Consider the following 22203-nt stretch of genomic DNA (forward strand, 5'->3'; position numbering starts at 1 on the left):
TTCCGGGACCGATGCCTGCTCTCGGCCGCCCCCGGCTATCTGCCGAAGCCCGCCCGGCTCCTCGGAGGTCAGCGGGTGGTGAGGCGGGTGATGGCGTCGTCCATGTGGGCGACCAGGAGTTGGTCAGTGAGGGTGCTGTTGCCGGCGCGGAGGGCTTCGGCGAGGGCCTGGTGCTCCTCGACGCGGACCTCGGAGGCGGAGTAGGTCTCCTCCAGCGCGTGGATGCACATTCGGGTTTCGGTGATGAAGGTCTGGTGCATCCGTGACAGCCGTGGGCTCGCGGCCAGCCGGACGAGGGTCTCGTGGAACTTGATGTCCAGCTCGCCCACCGCCGCCGGGGTCCAGGCCGCGGCCATCTCGGCGACGATGTCGATCAGCGTCTGACCGGCCGCGGCGTACCCGCCCTCGAGGATCTTCCGGGCCGCCGCGCGTTCGACGGCTTCGCGGGCGAGGTACATGTCGCGGACGTCGTCCGGGGTCATGTCCACCACGAACAGGCCGCGGTTGCGGATCGCGACCAGCAGTCCTTCCTGCGTCAGGCGCTGCATGCCCTCGCGCAGCGGTCCCCGGCTGACCCCGAGCTTGCGCGCGAGGTCGGCCTCGCCGAGCTGGGTGCCCGGCTTGAGTTCCCCGTGTCCGATGGCTTTGCGGAGCTTGTCGGCGATGATGCTCGGCGTCGACTCCTGAACCAGCGGCTCGATGTAGTTCGTCACATGCGTACTCCGAACAGTGTGCCCAATGCTGGCAGTGACGGTACCGGGCCGAGCAACTGAAGGCCCTTCCAGACCGTCACCTGGTTGGCAGTCAGAACCGGCTTGCCGACCGCGGCCTCCAACTCGTCGACAATCTGCAGGGTGTGCATCGCGGTGTCCGGCACCAGCACGGCCTCCGCGTCGGGGTGGTCGGCGGCCTTCACCATCGCGACCACCTGATCCGGCGCGAGCGTGCCGACCTCGGCGGCGGTGATGATCCCGTGGCTGCCCATCGAGACCACCTCGGCACCACCCGCGGTGAGGAACCGGGCGAAGTGCCTGGCCACCTCCTCCGGGTACGACGCGGCGACCGCGACTTTGGTCAGCCCGAGATGCTTCAGCGCGTCGACGAACGCGATCGACGTCGACGACGCCGGTACGCCGAGCGCCTGCGCCACTCCCGAGGCCTGGTTCCGCGCACCCTCCGGCCCGAACACGAAACTGCCCGACGTACAGGCCCACATCACCGCGTCCGGTGCGGAGGAAGCGAGCTCGCTCGCTCCGTCGGCCAGGCGTTCGGCCCGCCCGAGATCCAGCAACGCGTCGACCCGATGCGCGTCCTCGCCGACCGAGGTGATCACCACCGGCAGCCGCACCGAGCCGTCGAGGCGTGCCTCCAGCGCGGGGTAGTCGTCCTCCGCACTGTGGCCCGGGTAGAGCAGCCCTACTGTCACCATGCTGGCTCCCTGTCACCGGAGTAGGTAGATTGTCGACAATGTTAACCCCAGTCGACTCCGAAGGCCTTCAGCGCGGGCGCTCCAGCACGAACGGCGGCCCGCGGCGCGGGCATGCTGGAGCGAGCGACGGCCCGCAGCGGGGGTGCTGCGGTGGGGATGAGGTTCCGAGGCGCGGACGCTCCAGCGTGAACGGCGGTCTGCGGCACGGGTGCTCCGGCGTGACCGACGGCCCGCAGCGCGGGTGCTCCGGCGTGAGCGGGGAACCGCAGCGGGGGAGCTTCGGTGGAAACGAGGGTCCGCGGCGTGCCGGTGCGAGCGGCGGTCCACAGCGGAGGTGCTCCGGTGCGAGCAACAATCCGCGGCACGGACGCTCGGGTGTGAACGGCCGTCCGCAGCGCGGGTGCTCCGGTGCGAGCGGCGGCCTTCAGCGGGGGCGCTCCGGCGCGAACAAGGGTCCGCGCCGTGGGCGTTCAGGTGTTAGCGGTGGTCCGCAGCGGGGGTGCCCTACCGCGAACGACGCCCTGCAGCGGGGGAGCTTCGGTGCGAATGGCGGCCCTCAGTGCGGTCGCTCCAGCGTGAGCGAGGGTTCGGTGTGAGCGGCGGTGGCCCGGCGTACGACGTTGGCGGGCTTGTTCGGGAGTTGCGGGGCGAGTTGCGCGGGACTGTTGGTGACGACGCTCGGAGTCGTGCGCTTTACGCTGCCGACGGCTCGAACTACCGGGCGGTCCCGGACCTTGTCGTGGTTCCTGCGGATCAGGCTGATTTGGCTGCGGCGGTTGCTCTGGTCGCGGCTGCTGGCGCGCCGGTAACGCTGCGCGGGGGCGGTACGTCGATGGCCGGCAACGCGATTGGCGGTGTGGTGATCGATGCGTCGCGGCATGTGAATCGGATCTTGTCGCTCGACGTCGAGGGGCGTACGGCGGTGGTGGAGCCGGGCGTCGTCCTGACCGACTTGCTGGCTGCGGCCCGGCCGCACGGACTGGCGTTCGGTGCGGACCCGTCGTCGGCCAGTCGCGCCACCCTCGGCGGCATGATCGCGAACAACGCCTGCGGTGCCCACTCGGTCGCCTGGGGTACGACCGCGGACAACCTCCGCTCCCTCGACACGATCCTTGCCGACGGCACCCAGCTCACGCTCGGCACAGGCGCCGTCGGCTCCGGCGGCGCCCACCCCGGCGGATCCGGCTTCGGCGGAATCGGCCCGGGAGGACCCGGCTCGGGCGCCGCCTACCCCGGCGGCTCTGGCCCCGGTCTCGGCGGACCCGGCCTCGGTGGAGTTGGCCCGGGAGGACTCGGCGGCGCCTATCCCGGCGGACCCGGTTCCGGCGGACCCGGTTCCGGCGGACGCCACAGAGTCGCTGGCGCGACGCCCGGCATGGGGGATGCAGCGAGCGCCGGCCTCCCAGACGAGGTGGCCACCTTTCGTGCCCAGCTTGCCGCCCGCCCCGGGCGCGAAGGCCAGCTGCACCGCCAGCTTCAGGCCCTTGTCGACGGCAACGAGTTGCTCATTCGGCGGCGGTTTGGGCTGTTCACGCGGCAGATCTCCGGGTACGCCCTGCATCGGTTGCTGCCGGAGAACGGGTACGACGTCGCGCGCCTGCTGGCGGGAAGCGAAGGTGGCTTCGCGGCGACTCTGCAAGCGACCGTCGCGCTGACCGCCGTGCCGGCCGCGAAAGTACTGTGTGTGCTGGGCTTCGGGGACTCGATCTCCTCCGCCGACTGCGTGCCGGTCGTCCTGCGGCACGGCCCATTGACGATGGAGTCGATCAACAGCGACCTGGTCGAGCGCCTCCCAGGCGAAGTCCGCGACGCCGCAATCCAAGCCGGACTGCCGGCCGGCAGGGCCTGGCTGTTGGTCGAGATGGGCGGCCCGGACGAGACCTCCGCGGCCCGGGCCGCGGAGAAGATGCTCGAAGAGCTGCGCGACTCCGGCTCGCCCGCGACGGCCACGCTCGTCACCGATCCGCGGGCGCAGAGCGTGTTGTGGCGTTGCCGTACCGACGCCGCCGGGCTCGCGACGCGGCGCGCCGACGGTGCCGAAGCGTGGGGTGGCTGGGAGGACGCGGCCGTTCCACCCGAGCGACTCGGTGCGTACTTGCGAGGGCTGGACGAACTGCTCGCCCGGCACGGTCTGTCGGGTGCGTCGTACGGGCACTTCGGCGAAGGCTGCATGCACATGCGGATCGACTTCGACCTGTTCAGCCGGAGCGGGCTGGCGACGTACCGGGCGTTCGTCGAGCAGGCGACCGATCTCGTCGTGTCGCTGGGTGGGTCGGTCTCCGGCGAGCACGGCGACGGGCGGGCCAGGTCCGAACTGCTGGAGCGGATGTACGGCGCCGACGGCGTCCGGCTGCTCGGGGAGCTGAAGCAGATCTGGGATCCGACCGGCGTGATGAACCCGGGCGTGATCGTCGACCCGCCGCCGGTCGACGCGGCGATCCGCCACGAGGGACCGGCCAAGGACCGCAAGCTCCTGACGGTCTTCGCCTACGGCAACGACAACCACGACTTCGCCCAGGCCCAGCGGCGCTGCGTCGGGATCGGCAAGTGCCGGCAGAGCTCGGGCGGCGTGATGTGCCCGAGCTATCAAGTGACCCGCGAGGAGCTGCACTCGACGCGAGGGCGGGCGCACCTGCTCTGGGAGATGCTCGAAGGTGACCTGGTCACCGACGGCTGGCGGTCGACCGAGGTCCGCGATGCGCTGGACCTGTGCCTGTCCTGCAAGGGATGCCAGTCCGACTGCCCGGTGAACGTCGACATGGCGACGTACAAGGCCGAGTTCACCCACCACCACTACGCCCGGCGGCCGTGGGCGCGGCCGCTGTCGCACTGGTCGATGGGCTGGCTCCCGCTCTGGTCGCGCCTCGCCTCCCGGGCGCCTCGCATTGTCAACAATCTGGCCAGATTGCCGCTGGCCAAGCGCCTCGGCGGGATCGCTCCGGAACGCACGATCCCGGCGTTCGCCGAGCAGACCTTCACCGCGTGGTTCCGCGCGCGGGAGGTCCGCCAGGGCACCCGCGGCAAGGTCGTGCTCTGGCCCGACACCCTGACCGACCACCTCGCGCCCGAAATCGGCCGCGCCGCCGTCGAGGTGCTCGAAGCCGCCGGCTACCAGGTCGTCATTCCCGGCAAGTCGGTCTGCTGCGGCCTGACTTGGATCTCCACCGGCCAGCTGGGCACGGCCAAGAACGTCATAGAGCGCTCTCTGGCGGTCCTGGCTCCGTTCCTGGCCGCCGGTACGCCGATTGTCGGCCTCGAACCGAGCTGCACCGCGGCCCTGCGCCAGGACGCTCCGGACCTGCTCGAGGACAACCACCTCGCCGCGGCCGCCGCCAACTCGACGTACACGTTCGCCGAGTTCCTCCAGCAATCAGGCTGGCAGCCGCCGCAGGTCGGGGGAGAGGCGCTGGTCCAGCCGCACTGCCACCAGCACGCCGTCCTCGGGTTCGACGCCGACCGCGCGGTGATGCGGGCCGCAGGCATCGATGCGGTCGTCCCCGACGCCGGTTGCTGCGGCCTGGCCGGCAACTTCGGCTTCGAGCCCGACCACTATGAGCTGTCCCAGGCCGTCGGAGAGCGCGTTCTCCTTCCCGCCGTACGGGCTGCTGATCCGTCGACGCAGGTCCTCGCCGACGGCTTCAGTTGCCGTACTCAGATCGCCCACGGCACCGATCGCCGCCCCCTGCATCTCGCCCAGCTCCTGGCCGCAGCCCTGAAACCGGCGGAGTAGCGGTCAAGAACTGGCCGCTACTGTCCCTAGCGTTACCGGTGCCAGCAACCGCAACCGGAAGGCACCGACAATGACCGTCGCACCGATCCCGCCCGGCTACACCAGCATCACCCCGTGGATGATCTCCCGGAACACGCTCGCGCTGATGGACTACCTGACCAAGGCGTTCGACGCCGAGGACCTCGGCACGATGGTCGACGAGCACGGCGTCGTAGGGCACGCGGAGATGCGGATCGGGAACGCGATCGTGATGATGTTCGACGCCCGTCCCGAGTGGCCGACCACCCCGGCGTTCCTGCGCCTGTACGTCGACGACGCCGACGCCACCCACCGGCAGGCGGTCGCCGCCGGCGGCACCTCGGTGACGGAGGTGACCGAGCTCTTCTGGGGCGACCGCGTCGGCCGTGTCCGCGACCCGTTCGGCAACCTCTACTGGATCCAGACCCGCGTCGCCGACCTCACCGAGGACCAGATGATGGCACGCATGAACGATCCCGAGTTCGTGCGGGCGATGGAGTACGTGCAGAGCGCGAACTTCTTCCCGGGCTCACCGACCGAGCAACCGTAGGGCCGCGAGGGTGTAGGCGCGGGCGGCGGTCACGAGTTCCTCGACGGCGACGGACTCGTCGGCGCGATGGGCCTGGGTCGTGACAGAACCGGGGCCTAGGACAATGACTGGAACGGCGAGGTCGCGGGCGATGTAGCCGCCGTCGCAGGCGGCGGTCCACCCGCCGAGCGGGAGGCCGGGGCCTCCGGCGGCGGCCAGGGCCGTATCGGTCGCGCGGACCAGTTCGTCGTCGGCGGAGGTCTCGAAGGCGGGCATCTCCATCGGCATCGCGAGGTCGACGGTGAGCCCCCGGTCCTCCAGGTGGAGGGCGGCGACGCGTGCGCGCAGATCATCGAGTACGGCGTCAGGGGACTCGCCGGGGAGGAGACGGCGGTCGGCGACCAGTACGCACTCGGCGGGGACGATCGAGCCGCCGGTGCCGCCCTGGATCTGACCGACGCTCCAGGTCGCCGGGCCGAGCAGCGGGTGGGGCTTCAGAGCCAGTTCCGCGTGCAGGCGTTCGATCTCGGCGACCACGGCGGCCGCACCGTAGATCGCGTTCGCGCCGTCGGCGGGGTTGCCTGCGTGGCAGGCGCGGCCGTGGATCTCGACCCGGAGGTAGGAGTCACCGCGGGCCCCGATGATCGTCTGCAGGTCGGTCGGCTCGGTGGTGATGCAGCCGCGGAACCGAGAGGTTCGGTCCGAACCGACGTACGCGCGAATCCCCTTCCCGGTCTCCTCTTCGTCGACCAGCGCGGCCAGCTCGACGGGTCCGCTCAGCCCGGTGCCCCGGAGGGCGGCCAGGGCGGCGAGGGACGCGGCGAGACCGCCCTTCATGTCGGACGCGCCGCGGCCGTAGATCCGGCCGTCGATCAGTTCGCCGCCGAAGGGATCGGTGGTCCAGCCGTCACCGATCGGTACGACGTCGGTGTGGCCGAGCAGGAGGAGACCGGGCTCGTCACCGCCGGGCAGGGTGATGCTCAGGTTGTTCCGGCCGGGCTCGACGACGGTTTCGGCGACCTGCAGCCCGAGCTCGGCGGCCGCAGCACTCAGTACGGCGACCGTCGCGGCCTCGTCGCCCGGCGGGTTCTGACCAGTTGCCCGCAGCAACGATTGCGTGAGCTCGACCAGCCACTTCTCGTCGATCCGGTCGAGCACCACCTGCTCGGCGGCCGAGATCGCGGACTCCGTGCCGGGGGAGGTCATCGGGCCTGGCTCCTCGCTCACGTCTTGGCCTGCAGGTCGACGGCTCGCCGCAGCCGCGCGACTCCTTCGTGAATGCGCTCCGGCGGCGTCGACGCGAAGCACAGCCGGAGTGCGTCGCGGAACCGGCCGCCCGGCGAGAACGCGTTCCCCGGAATGTACGCGACGCCCTCGGCGAGCGCGACCTCGAACAGGTCGGCCGCGTCGACGCCGTTCTCCAGCGTCACCCAGAGGAAGAACCCGCCGTCGGGATCGGTCCAGCGCGCGATCCCGCCGAAGTGCTCGGTCAGCGCCGCGTGCATCGCTTCCTTGCGTCGCTTGTACTCCGCGCGCTGGGTGACCAGGTGATCGGTCAGGTGCCCGCCGGTGAGGAACCCTGTCAACAATCTCTGGGCCGGCAGGTTCGTGCAGGTGTCCATCGCTTGCTTCGCGCTGATCAGCAACGGCTGCAGCTCCGGCGCGGTGTCCACCCAGCCGACGCGCAGGCCCGGCGCGACGATCTTCGAGAAGGTCCGGACGGCGAACACCAGCGGATCGCCGGCCGCCAACTCGCGGATTGTCGGCAATGGACTGCCGTCGAACCGCAGCAGCCCGTACGGGTCGTCGTCGATCACCATCGAGCCCCACTGGCGGGCGAGTTCGAGCAGCCGGAGCCGGCGAGGGAGCGAGAGTGTCGCGCCGGACGGGTTCTGGAACGTCGGGATCGTGTAGATCGCCTTCGGGAGCCGGCCCACAGCGGCGACCAGTGCCTCCAGCGCGTCGACGTCCATCCCGTCGTCGTCGACCGGGACCTCGAGCAGCTCAGCGCCGTACGAGAGCGCGGTCGCACTGCCGTTCGTGTACGTCGGCGACTCGACGACCACCAGATCGCCGGGATCCACGAACAGCTTGCAGAACAGGTCGAGGCCCTGCATGCCGCCGGCGGTGATCGTCAACCGGTCCGCGGTCGTCTCGTCGCTCGTTCCCCGCAGTACGTCGAGCAGCGCCGCGTGCAGCGGCGGATCGCCTTCGGTGGCGGCGTAGTCGTAGGCGTCCGGCCGGGCCAGTTGGGTCTCCGCGATCCCGGCCAGGATCGCCGTCGGTACGGCCTCGGCTGCCGGGCTGCCCATCGCCAGTCGGACGATGTCGTGCTGCTGCTTGTGGAGCAACGACGTGCTGGAGTCGATCACCGACCCGACCAGTCCGGCCGCGCGGCCGGCGTACGGCAGACCTGGCGGCAGCACCACTCGCGGAGAGCTGAGCGCGCTCTCCAGGGCGGCGCTCGTGGAGCGGCGGGCTGCTGGGGTGGTCGGCAAGGTGTTACCTCCGGATCGTCAGGTCGGGTGGCAGGTCGGTGAGGCGTTCGACGCCGGTGGACGTCACGACCACCGGTTCGGACACCTCGTAGCCCCAGCCGTCCATCCACATGCCGAGAATCACGTGGAAGGCCATGCCGGCGGCCAGTTCGGTCGGTTCGCCCGGGCGCAGCGACACGGTCCGCTCGCCCCAGTCCGGCGGGTACCCGATGCCGATCGAGTACCCGATCCGGGAATCCTTGCGCAGGCCGTGGGCACGGATGACGGTGTCGAAGGCTGCGTGGACCTCGCTGCCGGTGACGCCGGGACGGATGGACTCGAGCGTCGCTTGCAGGCCCTCGGCAACGACCTTCGCCGTCTCGGTCAGCCGCAGCGGCGGTTCGCCGAGCATCACGGTCCGGGCCAGTGGTGCGTGGTAGCGGCCGAAGACGCCGGCCAGCTCGATCGTCGTCGCCTCACCGTCGCTGAACATCCGGTCGGTCCAGGTGAGGTGTGGTGTCCCGGCCGCCTCGCCGGTCGGCAGCATCGGCACGATCGCCGGGTACCCGCCGCCGTGCTCCGGCGTACCGATCGCCTGCGCGGCCATGATCTCCGCGACCAGGTCGCACTGCCGGCGCCCGGGCCGGAGCTGGTCGCAGGCGATCCGCATCGCCGTCGCCGCGATCTGGCCGGCGATCCGCAGCTGGGCCAGCTCGTGGGGGGACTTGACCAGACGGACCCAGCTGACCAGTTCGGCCGAGTCGACCAGCCGGCGCCCCGGCAGACCGTTGCCCAGGGCAAGGTAACCGCGGGCGGAGAAGTAGTGGGAGTCGGCCTCGACCGCGATTGTCTCTCCGTCGGGCAGCAGGGGTCGCGCTCTCTCCGCGATCCAGTCGAACGGATGCACGTCCGGCCGGTGCACCAGCTCCTCCGGGTAGCCGTGGATCTGGTCGGCGCGGAGATTGCAGGTGAAGGCCGCGCCTGCCGCATCCATCGCCCGGGCGAACAGGTGCGGCTCGCCCTCGGCCGGAAGGACCAGGCACTGCGGCGTGTAGAACGACCAGGCGTCGTACCCGGTCAGGTAGAAGAGGTTCGCCGGGTCGGTCACCACGAGCCCCGCCAGGGAGCGCTCTCGCATGATCGCGCGGACCCGCGCGAGCCGGTCGGCGTACTCGGCGGCCTCGACCGCCTGCACCAGGATGTCGCTCGGCATCGTCGTCCTCCCTCAGGCCGCGAGCAGTCGTTGACCGGGACCGACCGCCGGGCGGCCGGCGATCGTCAGCGCCGACCACATCGTCACCTGGTTCGCGGTCAGCACCGGCTTGCCGAGCTCGGCCTCCAGGAGCGCGATCACGTCGTACGTCGGCAGGTTGGTGCAGCTGACGAAGACCGCCTCGGCGTCGGGGGTGTCGGTGTCGCGGACCAGGTCGCTGGTCGTCTCGTACGGCACGGTCCAGATCTCGGAGGTGAGCCCGAGCCCGGCCGTCGCCACCACCTCGACGCCTGCCTCGGCCAGGTAGGCGGCGAGACCGTCGGTGAGGTCCTCGGTGTACGGCGTGACGGCGGCGATCCGGGTCAGGCCGAGCTGGCGGAGCGCGATCAGCAGCGCGCCGCTGGTCGTCACCGCGGTCGGTGCTCCGGCGTCCTCCATCGCGGCGACCATCCGCGCCTCGCCGGTGACGCCGCCGATGAAGCTGCCCGACGTACAGGCGTAGGCGGTGACCAGCGGCGAGACGGCCAGCACGTCGACGGCGCTGCGGGCGACCAGGGCGGGGGAGGAGATGTGCATAGCCATCTCGACTGTCGCGGCGAGCGGGACGTACGGCAGCCGGGTCAGGTACAGGCTCACGTCGTCGGGCACCCAGCGCCACAGTTCGCGGTCCAGCGCGAAGTCGTACGGCGCGACGACGCCGATCCCTGTCTGTAGCAGGGGAGGTGCCTGAATCATGGGACTCAGTGTGGGGTCCGGACCGGCCCGGAAACAAGGGATTGTTGACAATCCTACGGACGGTTTCTAGCCTCGACAGCGTGCCGCCAACTGCCGAGGGTCCAGTCGTCGCGGTCCTGTGTGAACAATCCTCGGACCGGCCGCCCGGGCTGGAGGGGCTGCCGGTGCAGTTCCGGTACTGCGCGGCCGACGGTCTGGCCGAGGCGGTACGGGGAGCGCGGGCCCTGATGCTGTGGGACTACTTCTCGACCGCGGTCCGCGACGTGTGGTCCGAGGCGGGGTCGGTCGAGTGGATCCACGTCACCGCCGCCGGGGTCGACACGCTGCTCTTCGACGGGCTTCGCGACTCCGACGTGGTGGTGACGAACGCCCGCGGGGTCTTCGACCGCCCGATCGCCGAGTACGTCCTGGGCGCGGTGATCGCCGCCGCCAAGGACACCCGGGGCAGCCTCGAGCTGCAACGCCGGCACGAGTGGAAGCATCGCGAGACGCGGAGCATCGCCGGCGCGAAGGCGCTGATTGTCGGCACCGGCGGCATCGGCCGGGCCACCGCCCGTCTGCTGACCGCGGCCGGCCTCGAGGTCCGCGGCGCCGGCCGTCGGGCGCTCGCCAGCGATCCCGACTTCGGCCAGGTCGTTGCCACCAGCAGCCTGGCCGCCGAGGCGGCGTGGTGCGACTACCTGATCCTCGCTGCTCCGCTCACCCCGGCGACCAGGGGTGTTGTCGACGCCGAGGTGCTCGCCCACCTGAAGCCCGACGCCCATCTGGTGAACGTCGGCCGCGGTCCGCTGGTGGACGAGGGCGCCTTGCTGACCGCGCTCGCCAGCGGTGCGCTCGGCGGCGCGACCCTCGATGTCTTCGACACCGAGCCGTTGCCAGCGGACCACCCGCTCTGGGACGCGCCGAACACCACCGTCACCGCGCACATGTCGGGTGACGTGATCGGCTGGCGGGACACGCTGGCCGCGCAGTTCGCGGACAACGTCCGGCGGTGGGTCGCCGGCGAGCAGTTGCTGAACGTTGTCGACAAAAAACTCGGTTACGTCCCCGGAGGTGCTGGTCGGTGAGAGCGGTCGAGCTGGTCGACGGATATCGGCGCAAGACGATCTCCCCGGTCGAGGCCACGCAGGAGGCACTGGACGCGATCGACCGGTACGACGAACAGGTGAACGCCTTCGTGCTGGTCGATCACGAAGGCGCGCTGGCCGCCGCGAAGCAGTCGGAGGCCCGGTGGCACACAGGGGAGCCACTGGGCCCCGGCGACGGCGTACCGACCTCGATCAAGGACGCGCTCTGGACCAAGGGCTGGCCGACGCTGCGCGGCAGTCACCTGATCGACGAGGCCGGCCCGTGGGGCGAGGACGCCCCGGCCGTGGCCCGGCTGCGGGAGACCGGCGCGGTGTTCCTCGGCAAGACGACGACGCCGGAGTACTCGTGGAAGGGCGTCACCGATTCGGTTCGGTACGGCGTGACCGGCAACCCGTGGGATCCGACGAAGACTTCGGGTGGATCCAGCGGCGGTTCGGCGACGGCGGTCGGGCTCGGCATGGGCGTGTGGTCGGTCGGCACCGACGGGGGTGGTTCGGTCCGGATCCCGGCCGCGTTCACCGGCACGGTTGCCCTCAAACCGACGTACGGGCTGATCCCGCTCTTCCCGCCGAGCGCGTTCGGCACGCTGTCGCACGCCGGGCCGATGACACGCACGGTCCGCGACAACGCCGCGCTGCTCGACGTGATCACCGGATACGACGCGCGCGACTGGTCGGCGATGCCGACTCCCACGGGTTCGTTGCTCGACGGCATCGACGACGGCGTGGCCGGCCTCAGGATCGGCTTCTCGCCGAATCTGGGGTTTGTCGACAATCATCCGGAGGTGGACGCGGCTGTTCGCGCCGCGGCCGCCGTCCTGGCCGCGGCTGGCGCCGAGGTGAGCGAGGTGGATCCGGGGTTCGCCGACCCGATCGACGCGTTCAACGTGCTCTGGTTCTCCGGTGCCGCGAAGGTCCTGCAGGCGTACGGCGACGCGGTCGGTGAGCAGGTCGACCCGGGCCTGCGCCGGACCGCCGAGGCCGGGGCGAACTTCACCGCCTCGGACTACCTCGACGCCACCGCCGTACGGACGGAGCTCGGCCGGCTGATGGGCCAGTTCCACCGCCGGTACGACGTACTGGTGACGCCGACGCTGCCGTTGCCCGCGTTCGCCGTCGGCCAGGACGTGCCGGACGGTTCGCCGTCGCCCGACTGGACCAGCTGGACGCCGTACACCTATCCGTTCAACCTCACCCAGCAACCCGCCCTGAGCGTTCCGTGTGGCTTCACCAGCCAGGGGCTGCCGGTCGGATTGCAGATTGTCGGCAGGCGTCATGCCGACGGTCTCGTGCTCCGGGTCGGGCAGGCCTACGAGTCCGCGACGGCCTGGCACACCCGTGTCCCGACCCTGCAGGAGAGCTGATGAGCCGGTTCATCACCGTGTCCCTCGACAAGCGTGGCGTCAGTTGCGTCGCCCGGCTGCTCGACGAGGAGGCGCCGCGGACCGCGGCCGCGGTGTGGGACGCGTTGCCGTTGTCGGCGCCGGTGTTCCACGGCAAGTACGCGCGCAACGAGATCTACACGCTGTTGCCGGCCTTCGCGGCGGTTGCCCCGGGCAAGGAGAACACCACGATCACGCCGATCCCGGGTGATCTGTGCTGGTTCTCCTTCGACTCCGACGACCTGGGCAACCCGGCGTACGGGTATGAGAACAGCACCGGGACCGGTACGACGGGGGCGATCGTCGATCTGGCCCTGTTCTACGGGCGCAACAACCTGCTGATCAACGGCGACCAGGGCTGGGTCCCGGGCAACGTGTTCGGCGCGATCACCGAGGGCCTGACCGAGATGGCCGCCGCCTGCCAGGATCTCTGGATGGGCGGCGCCCGCGGCGAGACCCTGACCTTCGCCCGCCGCGACTGACCACGGCGGGCGCGTTCAGCGGCGGTCGCTCACTCGGAGACGAGGGTCTCGTCGGTCGTCCCGAAGCCGACGTTGTACCTGATGCCGACCGACAGCCGCCCGTCGATCACCCGGCACCGTAACGTGATCACGAATGGCGCCTCCAGCAACCGCGCCGTCGCGACGTAGGTCCCGCTGCCGTCCGGATCGCCGTCGCCGGCGGGCTCGCCGTACGCCGAAGTCACGATGCGCTGCGCCGGGTCGGTCAGCGTGTAGGTCTGCTCGTCCCAGTCGCCCGGCGCGAACGTGATCTCCTGCGTGCCCGATTCCCTCGGCCGTGCCGCGACGAAGGTAAAGGTCCCGCTGCCGTCAGCATCCAACCGGACCGCCGACAACCCGTGGTCGTTGGCCGCGAAGGAATAGGTCTGCCCGTCACCCGGAGCGGGTGAGGACCCCGCCGGGGCCGCAATCCGCAGCTCGCCCGCGTCAGCTCCGGAGCCCGCGTGGCCTGCGTCCGCTCCGGAGCCTGCGTCCGCTCCGGCTTTCTCCAGCACCGGCAGCAGCTGTTCCCAGATCACGTTCATCGTCGCCTGCATGTCCGGCGACGCGCTCGTGATCACCACCGCGGTGTCGTGGTCGGGCAGCACCAGCACGTACTGACCGAACGCACCGTCACCCCGGTACGAGTTGTGACGCCCGCGCCAGAACTGGTACCCGTACCCCTGCTTCCAGTCCGGGTTCTCCTCGGTGCTGTTGTCCACCTGCGCCGACGTCGCGGCCTCGATCCACTCGGCGGGGACCAGTTGCTTCCCCTCCCAAGCACCACGCTGGACCAGCAGCTGAGCGAACGCCGCCAGCGAGTGCGTGTTGAGGCTCAGCCCCCACCCGCCCATGTTGATGCCCTCGTCCGACGTCTCCCAGATCTGCTCGCTGATCCCGAGCGGCTCGAACAGCCGCGGCCGCAGGTAGTCGATCAGCTTCTCGCCGGTCACCTTCTGCACGATCGCCGACAGCACGTACGTCGCTCCGCTGTTGTAGACGAACGGCGCGCCCGGCGCGTGCTCGACGTCCAACTGGAAGAAGCCCTGCACCATCCGACCGGTCCGGCCGAGTCGGTCGGCGGTGTCCTTGGAGTGGCCGGTCGACATCGTCAGCAGGTGCCGAACCTCCATCGCGGCCAGGTTCTCGCTGATCTTCTCGGGCAGGTCGTCGCCGGAGAAGAACGACACGACCTTGTCGTCCACCGACAGCAGCCCCGCCTCGACCGCCAGGCCGACCGCGGTCGAGGTGAAGCTCTTCGACACCGAGAACAGCAGGTGCCGATCGGTCAGCCGGTACGGCGACCACTCGCGCTCCAGCACGACGTGACCGTGCCGCAGCACCATCACGGTCTGGATCTCCTGCTCGGACGCGTCCAGCGCCGCGACGAAAGCGTCGAGGCCCGCGCTGGAGAGTCCCTGGTCTGCCGGCGTACTGCGAGGAAGAGTCACCCGATGCACGCTAGCCGCCGCCACCGACAAATTCACCAGGATTCGCGTGCCGTGAGACGGGCCCGAAAAACTTCCGGCCACGATGTCGATCCAGGCCGGCGCCGGTCGACGCACAGGCAAGAGCACCCCTCCAGACCCCAAGGAGCACCATCATGCGCAAGATCGTGGCCGGCCTGTTCATCTCCCTCGACGGCGTCACGCAGGCCCCCGACCAGTGGCACTTCCCGTACTTCGACGACGCGATGGGCGCGCAGGTCGACGCGCTCACCGCGCGCTCGGACACCATGCTGGTCGGGCGCCGGACGTACGAGGAGTTCGCGTCGTTCTGGCCGACCGCCGACATGGAGATGGCCGCGCACATGAACAACACCCCGAAGCTGGTCGTCTCCAGGACCCTCGAGAACGTCGACGCTTGGCAGAACTCGACGCTGGTCGAGGGCGACCCGATGAAGACCCTGGCCGAGCTGAAGGAAGGGCCGGGCAAGGACATCAGCGTTGTCGGATCGTCGACACTGGTCCGGTCGCTGCTGCGGGCGAAGGTCCTCGACGAGTTGCACCTGCTGGTTCACCCGATCGCCGTCTGTCACGGCGCGCGGCTGTTCGACGAGGGCGAGACGGTACCGCTGGAGCTCGTCTCGGTGACCCCGTTCAGCACCGGCGTACTCCACACCGTCTATCGGCCGGCCTGAAAAGGAGTACTCCCTGGGTTTCCTGGGCACACCGTGGAATGCTGCATCCCCGCACATTCCCCTGAACAGACAGGCCCCCGGTGAACCCAGAGACCCAGGACGACCAGCCCGAGCCGAACGGCCGGCTGCGCGCCGCGGTGATCCTCAACCCGATCAAGGTCGGGGACGCCGACGAGTTCCGCGCGAAGGTCGACGCGGCGCTGTCCGAGCGCGGGTTCGAGGACTCGCTCTGGCTGGAGACGACCGAGGACGACGCCGGCCACGCGATGGCGCAGCGGGCGATCGACGAGCAGGTTGCGCTGGTCGTGGTGGCCGGTGGCGACGGGACCGTGCGGGTGGTCTGCGCCGAGCTGGCGCGGACCGACGTACCGGTCGCCGTACTGCCGGCCGGTACGGGGAACCTGCTCGCCCGCAACCTCGGCATCTCGCTCGACCTCGACGAGGCGCTGAGCCAGTTGCTGGACGGGTCCGAGCAGCGGATCGACAGCGTACTGGTGAAGGGCGACCAGCTTGCGAACGACCGGTTCGTCGTGATGGCCGGGCTCGGCCTGGACGCCGCGATCATCGCCGACGCACCGGACGACCTGAAGAAGCGCGTCGGCTGGGCGGCGTACGTCGTGTCGACCGTGCGGAACCTGAACCATCCGTTCGTGAAGATCGAGATCGTCGTCGACGACAAGCCGCCGATCACCCGCCGCGCCCGCACGGTGGTGATCGGCAACGTCGGCACGCTCCAGGCGAACATCCCGCTGCTCCCGGATGCCAAGCCCGACGACGGCACGATCGACCTCGTCGTACTGGCTCCCCGTCGGATCAGCCACTGGCCCCGGCTGGCGCTGAGCCTGGTGATCAAGTCCCTGAACGAGGGCCGCCACATCGAACGCTTCACCGGCCAGAAGATCCAGATCAAGGCCGACAAACCAGCCGGGCGCCAGCTGGACGGCGACACCATCGAGAACGGCAGGATTCTGAGCGCCGAGGTCGACCCGGCAGCCCTCGTCGTCCGCATCCCCTGAAAGAGGGGGAGGGGAGGGGAGCGGCGCCGCCCCGAGCCCTCGCGCGTTCCGCGCTGGGCAAGCGAGGGAGCGGCGCCGCCGAGGCTTCCGCGCTGGGCGACGCCGTCCTCTGTCTCTAGCGCTGAACCAGTACGGCGACCGTTCGGGCCGGCACTGAGACGGTGCCGGTTGCGGGGGTCCAGGTCGTCTGCTTGACGACCGGGTCGGAGCCCCCGGCCTGCACCGGCGAGAGTGACAGGTTCGCACCGGTCAGGCCCGGCACCTGCTGGCTGACGGTCGATCCGGTGCTGTTGAAGACCACCACCACACCCTTCAGCGCCGGGTCGACGTTCGGACCGACCGAGTCGTCGACGCGCATGGTGATGACGCCCGGCACAGCGGCGGCAGTGCCACTCACCGGGAAGCTCACCTTCTGGTTGATCAGCTCAGCCGATCCCAGCCGGAACAGAGGCGTCGAGAACCTGAGCTTCAGCAGATCCGCGGCGGCCGCGGAGGCCGTCCCCACCTCAGCGGCCGAAGGCTTCAGAGCAGCGTTGCCGAGCAGCGGCTTCATGAACGACCACTTGGCTTCGTTGTCCGTCTTCGGCGGCAACCCGTGCCCGAACCCGTTGTCCGCCCCCGTCCAGTCCAGCTGGTTGAACCAGTCGCCGGAGTCGTACGAGTTCCGGTCCAGCGACTTGCTCCGCAGCAGGTCCGCACCCGCGTGCCAGAACGACGGCGTCTGCGCCAGCGCGGTCGTTGCCAACGACAACGTGTTCATCCGCACCCGGTCAGCCATCGGCATCGAGGCCGGCAACTTGAAGGTCAGCGAGTCCCACAACGTCTCGTTGTCATGGGCATCCACATACGTGATGACCTCGTTGGGCTGATCCGCGTACCCGGCAGGCGACCCGTTGTAGTCCACCCCATCACCCCGTACGACGGCCCCGCCGTCCGCGGACCGGAAGCTGAACGCCCGCAGGTTCCCCGCCAGCCCGAGCTGCACCAGATCCGTGTCGTGCGCCAACCGCTTCGCCTGGTCAGCCGGCGAACCGTTGACCGGAGCACCGTTCGGATCGCTCGCCGCACCGGACCCGAACCCCTGCACCCGCGGGTCCTCGTCGAACGGCCCACCACCCCGTACGGCGTCCCGCAGCCGGTCGGAGAACGTCGCGATCCCGGTCCCGCCGAGGTTGCCCTGCGTCGCCTGCTCGAACAGCGCGTTGTTGGCGACCTCGCCGAAGTTCCAGCCTTCGCCGTACAGGAACACCTTCTTCCCGTCGACGCCGTCGCGGGAGACGGTCAGCTTGTCCAGCGCTGCCCGGACCTTCAGCATGTTCGCCTTGCTGTGATGCCCCATCAGGTCGAACCGGAACCCGTCGACCTTGTAGTTGCGGGCCCACGACACCGTGCTGTCGACCATGATCTTCTCGGCCATCGCGTGCTCGGTCGCGATGTTGCTGCAGCACGTCGACGTCTCGACCCCACCGGTGGCGTTCAGCCGCTGGTAGTAGCCCGGGACGACCTTGTCGAGCACCGACGTCGGCGCCTGACCGGCGGCCGGCGTGTGGTTGTACACCTGGTCGAGCACGACCCGCAGTCCCGACTTGTGCAGCCCGCCGACCATCGTCCGGAACTCCGCGACCCGGCTCAGCCCGTCCTTCTGGACGGCGTACGAACCCTCCGGCGCGAGCCAGTGGTACGGGTCGTAGCCCCAGTTGAACCCGTCCTTCGCCGCGACGGCGGTGACGCACGCCTGCTGCTCCTCCGAGTCCGCCGGGAGCGCCTTCAGGTCGCACGCGGGCTTGTCCTGCGCACCCTCCGGGATCGAGGCGATGTCGAACGTCGGCAAGAGGTGCACCGTGTTGAGGCCGGCCTGCGCGAGCTTGCGCAGGTGCTTGGTCCCGGCGCCCTCGTCGGCGAACGCGAGGTAGGTCCCGCGGTGTGCGGCCGGGACCGTGGTGTCGTTGATCGAGAAGTCACGGACGTGCAGTTCGTAGATCGTCGAATCCACCGACCGCGCCAGCGGCGGCACCGGAGTCTTCGCCCAGAGCGCGGGCTTCCCGGCGGCGGCGTCGAGATCCACGGCCACCGAGTACGCCGAGTCCGTGGTCAGCGCGACCGAGTACGGGTCGGTGACCACGTTGGTCTCCACCTTGCCCGTGCTCGGTGCGAAGACCGTCACCTCGTACCGGTAGGACGCCCCGGTCGATTGTCGACGATCGTCCGCCGTCCACGAGCCGTCGGACGACGGCCTCATCGGCACCCGCCGGCCGCCGATCAGCAGCGTGACCTTCTGCGCGGTCGGCGCCCAGAGCGTGAACCGCGGAACGCCGCCGTGCCACGTCACGCCGTACGAGCGTCCGACCGCCGAGCCGTAGACGTCGTCCAGTACGCCGGGGATCTGCACCCCGGTCGCGTCGAGCAGCCGCCCGGCGTCGTCGTACTGGGCGAGCCCGAGCTGGCCCTTCAGGATCTTGCGCGCGTCGGCGTTGTCGAGCCGCAGCGCGGTGTAGCCCTTGAGTGCCGGGTACTTGGCCAGCACCTTCGCAGGCAATCCTGCTGGATCGACCCGCAGTCCGGATGACGAGCCGCCGATGTCGTCCGCGTCGACCGCGAGCCCGCCGGTCGGCGACCAGTGCAGCCGCCAGCGCGACCGCTCCGGGTGAGCCACCGGCGGTACGGCGAGCAGGTCCTTGCCGACCCAGTGCGCCTTCGCCTGCTTGAGATCGGGCTGCGCGCCCGGCTTTGAGGTCGTCACGGTCAGCAGGTGCGTCGCGAGCACGTACGAGAACGTGACGACCAGCCCGTCGCCCGGCACCTGGATCGGGATGTTGCCGCCGGTCGGACTGCCGCCTTGGCCGTAGCTCTCGTCGAAGGAGAGCCCGTGCGCGACCTTCGCCTCATAACTGCCCGCTCCCAACTCGCTCGTCGACCAGGTGAAGGTGCCGTCGCCGTCCTGGTCGGTCAACCAGGGTCGCATGCAGTCGGGCGACCAGTCGGCCGGGCAGCCCAGCTCGGACTGGAACGAACCGGGCACGGTGACGATCGGGCCCTGCGCGTTCGAGGTGGCGAAGTGCCGGCCGTGCTCGTAGTAGAACGTGGTCGGTGTGGCCGGCGCGGTGTAGGAGATGTTCGCGCCGTTGAGGTTGCCTCCGGCCCCGTAGTTCTCGTCCCACGTCTTGTTGATCGCGGCCTTGTACGCATGCTCGCCCGCAGGGATCGGGTACGTACCCTTCCAGACCTTGTCCTTCGGGTCGAGCGTCAGCTGCGCCTGGTCGCAGTCCGGCGACCAGTCCGCCGGGCAACCCATCTCGCTGTTGTGGTCGCCGGGCACGCTCACGTTCGCGGGCTGCGTGACCGGTCCGTTCCCACCACCCCCACCGCCGCCGGGCGGCGGCGGGTCGCCGACCACGCCGTACGAGCCGGAGACGGAGTAGTTGCCGGACGCATCCTTGAGCACGGCCCGGTACTCCAGCAGGGTGCCCTTGGCAAGCTTCGAGACGTCGTGGAAGACGCGGTACGGCGCGTTGTCGTCGGACCCGAGTCGTTGCCACGTCGTCGTACCGACCGGGCGGACGCCGTACGTGACGGTGACCGGGGTGTTCTCCGGGACCGCGGCGGCGATCTCGGCGCGACCGCCGACGGTCGCACCGGGCTCCGGCGAGCTCAGGTAGACGGCCGGTGCCTTGGAGCGGTGCGGGACCTTGGAAACAGCCTGGTAGACCGTGACCGACAGCGGCGGCTGGGTCAGCGTCGCCCGGCCCTCGCGGTCGGTGACGAACGACTTCGTCCCGCCGTACACGGGCTTGAAGACCTTCGACCCGTACGTCGGGATGGTGGCGCTCTTCGCGGTCGTCGCGTTGTTGGACACCACCAGGTACTCGGTCTTGTCCGCGCCGATCCGGCTGAACGCGTACAGGCCGCCGGCGTTCGACGAGTAGCGGTGGATCTGGGTGCCGTCGCTGAGTGCCGGGTACTTGGCGCGCAGCTTCTGCAGCGCCGCGATGTGCTTGTACATCGGCGCGTTCGTGCTGAACGAGTCCTTGCTGCCGATTGTCGACGATCCGGTCCCGTCGACGACCTCGTCGTCGGCGTACTCGGTGGTCTGGGTCGCGAACATGTCCTGCCGCGCGTCCTTGTCGCCGCCCGGCCCGGTGAAGCCCTGCTCGTCGCCGTAGTAGATGACCGGCTGGCCGCGGGTCAGGAACATCAGCGAGTGCGCGAGCTTGTCACGCTGCAGGAGTTCCTGACCTGCTGCCCCGCCCTGCTTGAGGAACGTGCCGACCCGGCCCATGTCGTGGTTCCCGAGGAAGGTCGGCAACTGGTACGCGTTGGAGTCGGCGTCGGTGTAGTAGTCGTCGTTCGCGTAGAAGTCTCTGAGCTTCGTCGCGGGATCGCCCTTGGCGAACGCGACCGCGTTCTGCTGGAACCCGAAGTCGATCGTCGCCTGCAGCGCGCCGGAGGTCGTGTAGGTCGACATGAACTTCGGGTCGGCGTCGTAGACCTCGCCGAACATGAAGAAGTCCTTGGTCCCCTTCGCCTTCGCGGCCTTCAGGATCTCCGGCGAGAACTTCTGCCAGAACTCCAGGTTCACGTGCTTGACGGTGTCGATCCGGAACCCGTCGATGCCCAGCTCGGCCCAGGTCTTGTAGACGTCGATCATCCCGTCGCGGACCTTCGGCTGCTCGGTGAACAGGTCGTCCAGTCCGACGAAGTCGCCGTACTCGGCGCTCTCGCCGGCGAAGGTCGAGTCGCCGCGGTTGTGGTAGAGCGTCGGGTCGTTCAGCCAGGCCGGCTGCTTGACCGTCTCGTCGGCCGGCGTCTTGAAGACCGGCACGTTCGGGAAGCTGGTGTTGCGGTCGAGCGGCGGGAAGGTGTCGCCGCCGGCGTACTGCTTGTCGTCGAAGACGGTGCCGTTGGCATCCTTGTACGGCGACGTCGCCTTCGGGATGTAGCCGTACTGGCCGGACTCGTAGGCGATCACGTCCGCGGTGTGGTTGGTGATGATGTCGAAGAAGACCTTCATGCCCTTGCCGTGGGCGAGCTTGATCAGCTGCTGCATGTCCGCGTTGGTGCCCAGGTGCGGGTCGATCTGGGTGAAGTCGGTGATCCAGTAGCCGTGGTACCCGGCGCTCACGTCGGCGCCCGAGCCCTGGACGGGCCGGTTCTTGAACGACGGGGTCAGCCAGATGCTCGTCGTACCGAGGGACTTGATGTAGTCGAGCTTCTGCATCACGCCGGCCAGGTCGCCGCCGTGGTAGAAGCCCTTGTCGGTTGGGTCGAGTCCGGTGGTGAGCCGGTCTCCGGTCAGTCCGCCGGCGTCGTTCGCCTTGTTGCCGTTGGCGAACCGGTCGGCCATCAGGAAGTAGAAGCGTTCCTTGGTCAGGTCCTCGCGCAAGCTCGGGCTCGCCAGCGCCTTGTCGGCCGGGGTCGGCGTCGGGCCCGCGAGGTTGACCGGCACGACACTGACGACGTGCGTGGTGTCGTCGTAGCTGAACCGCAGCTTGGCCGGCCCGGCGATCGTCAACGGGATGTTCGCGCCGTTCAGCACGCCACCGGCGCCGTAGTTCTCGTCCCAGCCGCCGTTGACGGTCACCTTGTACTCGTAGCTGCCGGCGGGCACGTCGAAGACCTTGCTGTACGGCGCTGCCGACCCGAGCGTGCTCGCGGCACACCCCGGATCCCAGTCCCCGGCACATCCCAACTCACTCTGCAGCGACCCGGCGAGCGTGATCACCCGGTCTGCGGACGGACCAGCGGGTGCGGCGGACGGCGTACCGAGCCCTACCGCCACCACGGCGATCGCTGTCGCCCCAGCCAGCCAACGAGCACGGCGCATGACGAACCTGAGCATCGCGGGTTCCCCTCCCAAGACAGGACAATCTGCCCGGGACGCTAGCCCGCGAGTCTGGCCGGGGGAAGAGCCTGAAGGTCGCGCTCAGGTCACGGGACCGGGGCCGGCGG

15 protein-coding genes are annotated in these 22203 nt (G+C 69.8%); 7 read left to right on the forward strand and 8 right to left on the reverse strand.

Features of this window, described 5'->3' with window-relative positions:
* Positions 1–68: 68 nt before the first annotated feature.
* Positions 69–713 (reverse strand): GntR family transcriptional regulator, encoded by a 645-nt coding sequence (locus tag ACYVIO_RS21855; protein WP_460652704.1) that lies wholly within the window; start codon positions 711–713, stop codon positions 69–71.
* Positions 710–1429, reverse strand: a complete 720-nt coding sequence (locus ACYVIO_RS21860; protein ID WP_460652705.1) for a maleate cis-trans isomerase family protein — start codon at positions 1427–1429, stop codon at positions 710–712. The genes ACYVIO_RS21855 and ACYVIO_RS21860 overlap by 4 nt, the downstream gene beginning before the upstream one ends.
* Positions 1430–2021: 592 nt before the next feature.
* Here ACYVIO_RS21860 and ACYVIO_RS21865 point away from each other — a divergent pair.
* Both ACYVIO_RS21865 and ACYVIO_RS21870 read left to right on the forward strand, forming a co-directional pair.
* Complete coding sequence (locus ACYVIO_RS21865) at positions 2022–5159, forward strand: FAD-binding and (Fe-S)-binding domain-containing protein (RefSeq protein ID WP_460652706.1); 3138 nt, start codon at positions 2022–2024, stop codon at positions 5157–5159.
* 70 nt (positions 5160–5229) lie between these two features.
* On the forward strand, positions 5230–5727 hold the full coding sequence (locus ACYVIO_RS21870) for a VOC family protein (protein ID WP_460652707.1): 498 nt from the start codon (positions 5230–5232) through the stop codon (positions 5725–5727).
* Here ACYVIO_RS21870 and ACYVIO_RS21875 read toward each other — a convergent pair.
* From ACYVIO_RS21875 to ACYVIO_RS21890, 4 genes are read right to left on the reverse strand one after another with little or no spacing between them, the layout of a single operon-like run.
* Positions 5707–6912, reverse strand: coding sequence for a M20 family metallopeptidase (locus tag ACYVIO_RS21875; protein WP_460652708.1), 1206 nt, complete (start codon positions 6910–6912; stop codon positions 5707–5709). The two genes, ACYVIO_RS21870 and ACYVIO_RS21875, sit on opposite strands and share 21 nt — an antisense overlap.
* Positions 6913–6929: 17 nt before the next feature.
* The gene (locus ACYVIO_RS21880) at positions 6930–8204 is read right to left on the reverse strand and encodes an aminotransferase-like domain-containing protein (protein WP_460652709.1); all 1275 of its coding nucleotides are present in this window, start codon (positions 8202–8204) and stop codon (positions 6930–6932) included.
* 4 nt (positions 8205–8208) lie between these two features.
* Entirely contained in the window at positions 8209–9396 is a 1188-nt protein-coding gene (locus ACYVIO_RS21885; protein ID WP_460652710.1) for a M24 family metallopeptidase, read from the reverse strand.
* A gap of 12 nt (positions 9397–9408) precedes the next feature.
* The gene (locus ACYVIO_RS21890; RefSeq protein ID WP_460652711.1) at positions 9409–10131 is read right to left on the reverse strand and encodes a maleate cis-trans isomerase family protein; all 723 of its coding nucleotides are present in this window, start codon (positions 10129–10131) and stop codon (positions 9409–9411) included.
* Positions 10132–10211: 80 nt separating this feature from the next.
* On the opposite strand from ACYVIO_RS21890, the gene ACYVIO_RS21895 reads away from it, so the two are divergent.
* The 3 genes from ACYVIO_RS21895 to ACYVIO_RS21905 are packed head-to-tail and all read left to right on the forward strand — an operon-like array spanning position 10212 to position 13083.
* On the forward strand, positions 10212–11198 hold the full coding sequence (locus ACYVIO_RS21895) for a D-2-hydroxyacid dehydrogenase (RefSeq protein ID WP_460652712.1): 987 nt from the start codon (positions 10212–10214) through the stop codon (positions 11196–11198).
* Complete coding sequence (locus ACYVIO_RS21900) at positions 11195–12583, forward strand: amidase (protein ID WP_460652713.1); 1389 nt, start codon at positions 11195–11197, stop codon at positions 12581–12583. Before ACYVIO_RS21895 ends, ACYVIO_RS21900 begins: the two co-directional genes overlap by 4 nt.
* A complete protein-coding gene (locus tag ACYVIO_RS21905; protein WP_460652714.1) occupies positions 12583–13083 on the forward strand; it encodes a DUF3830 family protein in 501 nt (166 codons plus the stop codon). Before ACYVIO_RS21900 ends, ACYVIO_RS21905 begins: the two co-directional genes overlap by 1 nt.
* 29 nt (positions 13084–13112) lie before the next feature.
* On the opposite strand, the gene ACYVIO_RS21910 is transcribed toward ACYVIO_RS21905, so the two are convergent.
* Entirely contained in the window at positions 13113–14552 is a 1440-nt protein-coding gene (locus tag ACYVIO_RS21910; RefSeq protein ID WP_460652715.1) for a serine hydrolase domain-containing protein, read from the reverse strand.
* Positions 14553–14704: 152 nt separating this feature from the next.
* On the opposite strand from ACYVIO_RS21910, the gene ACYVIO_RS21915 reads away from it, so the two are divergent.
* Complete coding sequence (locus tag ACYVIO_RS21915) at positions 14705–15241, forward strand: dihydrofolate reductase family protein (RefSeq protein ID WP_460652716.1); 537 nt, start codon at positions 14705–14707, stop codon at positions 15239–15241.
* Positions 15242–15321: 80 nt separating this feature from the next.
* A complete protein-coding gene (locus ACYVIO_RS21920) occupies positions 15322–16257 on the forward strand; it encodes a diacylglycerol/lipid kinase family protein (RefSeq protein ID WP_460652717.1) in 936 nt (311 codons plus the stop codon).
* Positions 16258–16372: 115 nt separating this feature from the next.
* On the opposite strand, the gene pulA is transcribed toward ACYVIO_RS21920, so the two are convergent.
* Complete coding sequence (pulA, locus tag ACYVIO_RS21925; RefSeq protein WP_460652718.1) at positions 16373–22093, reverse strand: pullulanase-type alpha-1,6-glucosidase; 5721 nt, start codon at positions 22091–22093, stop codon at positions 16373–16375.
* Positions 22094–22203: the final 110 nt, after the last annotated feature.

It is taken from the genome of Kribbella endophytica (genome assembly GCF_054781295.1).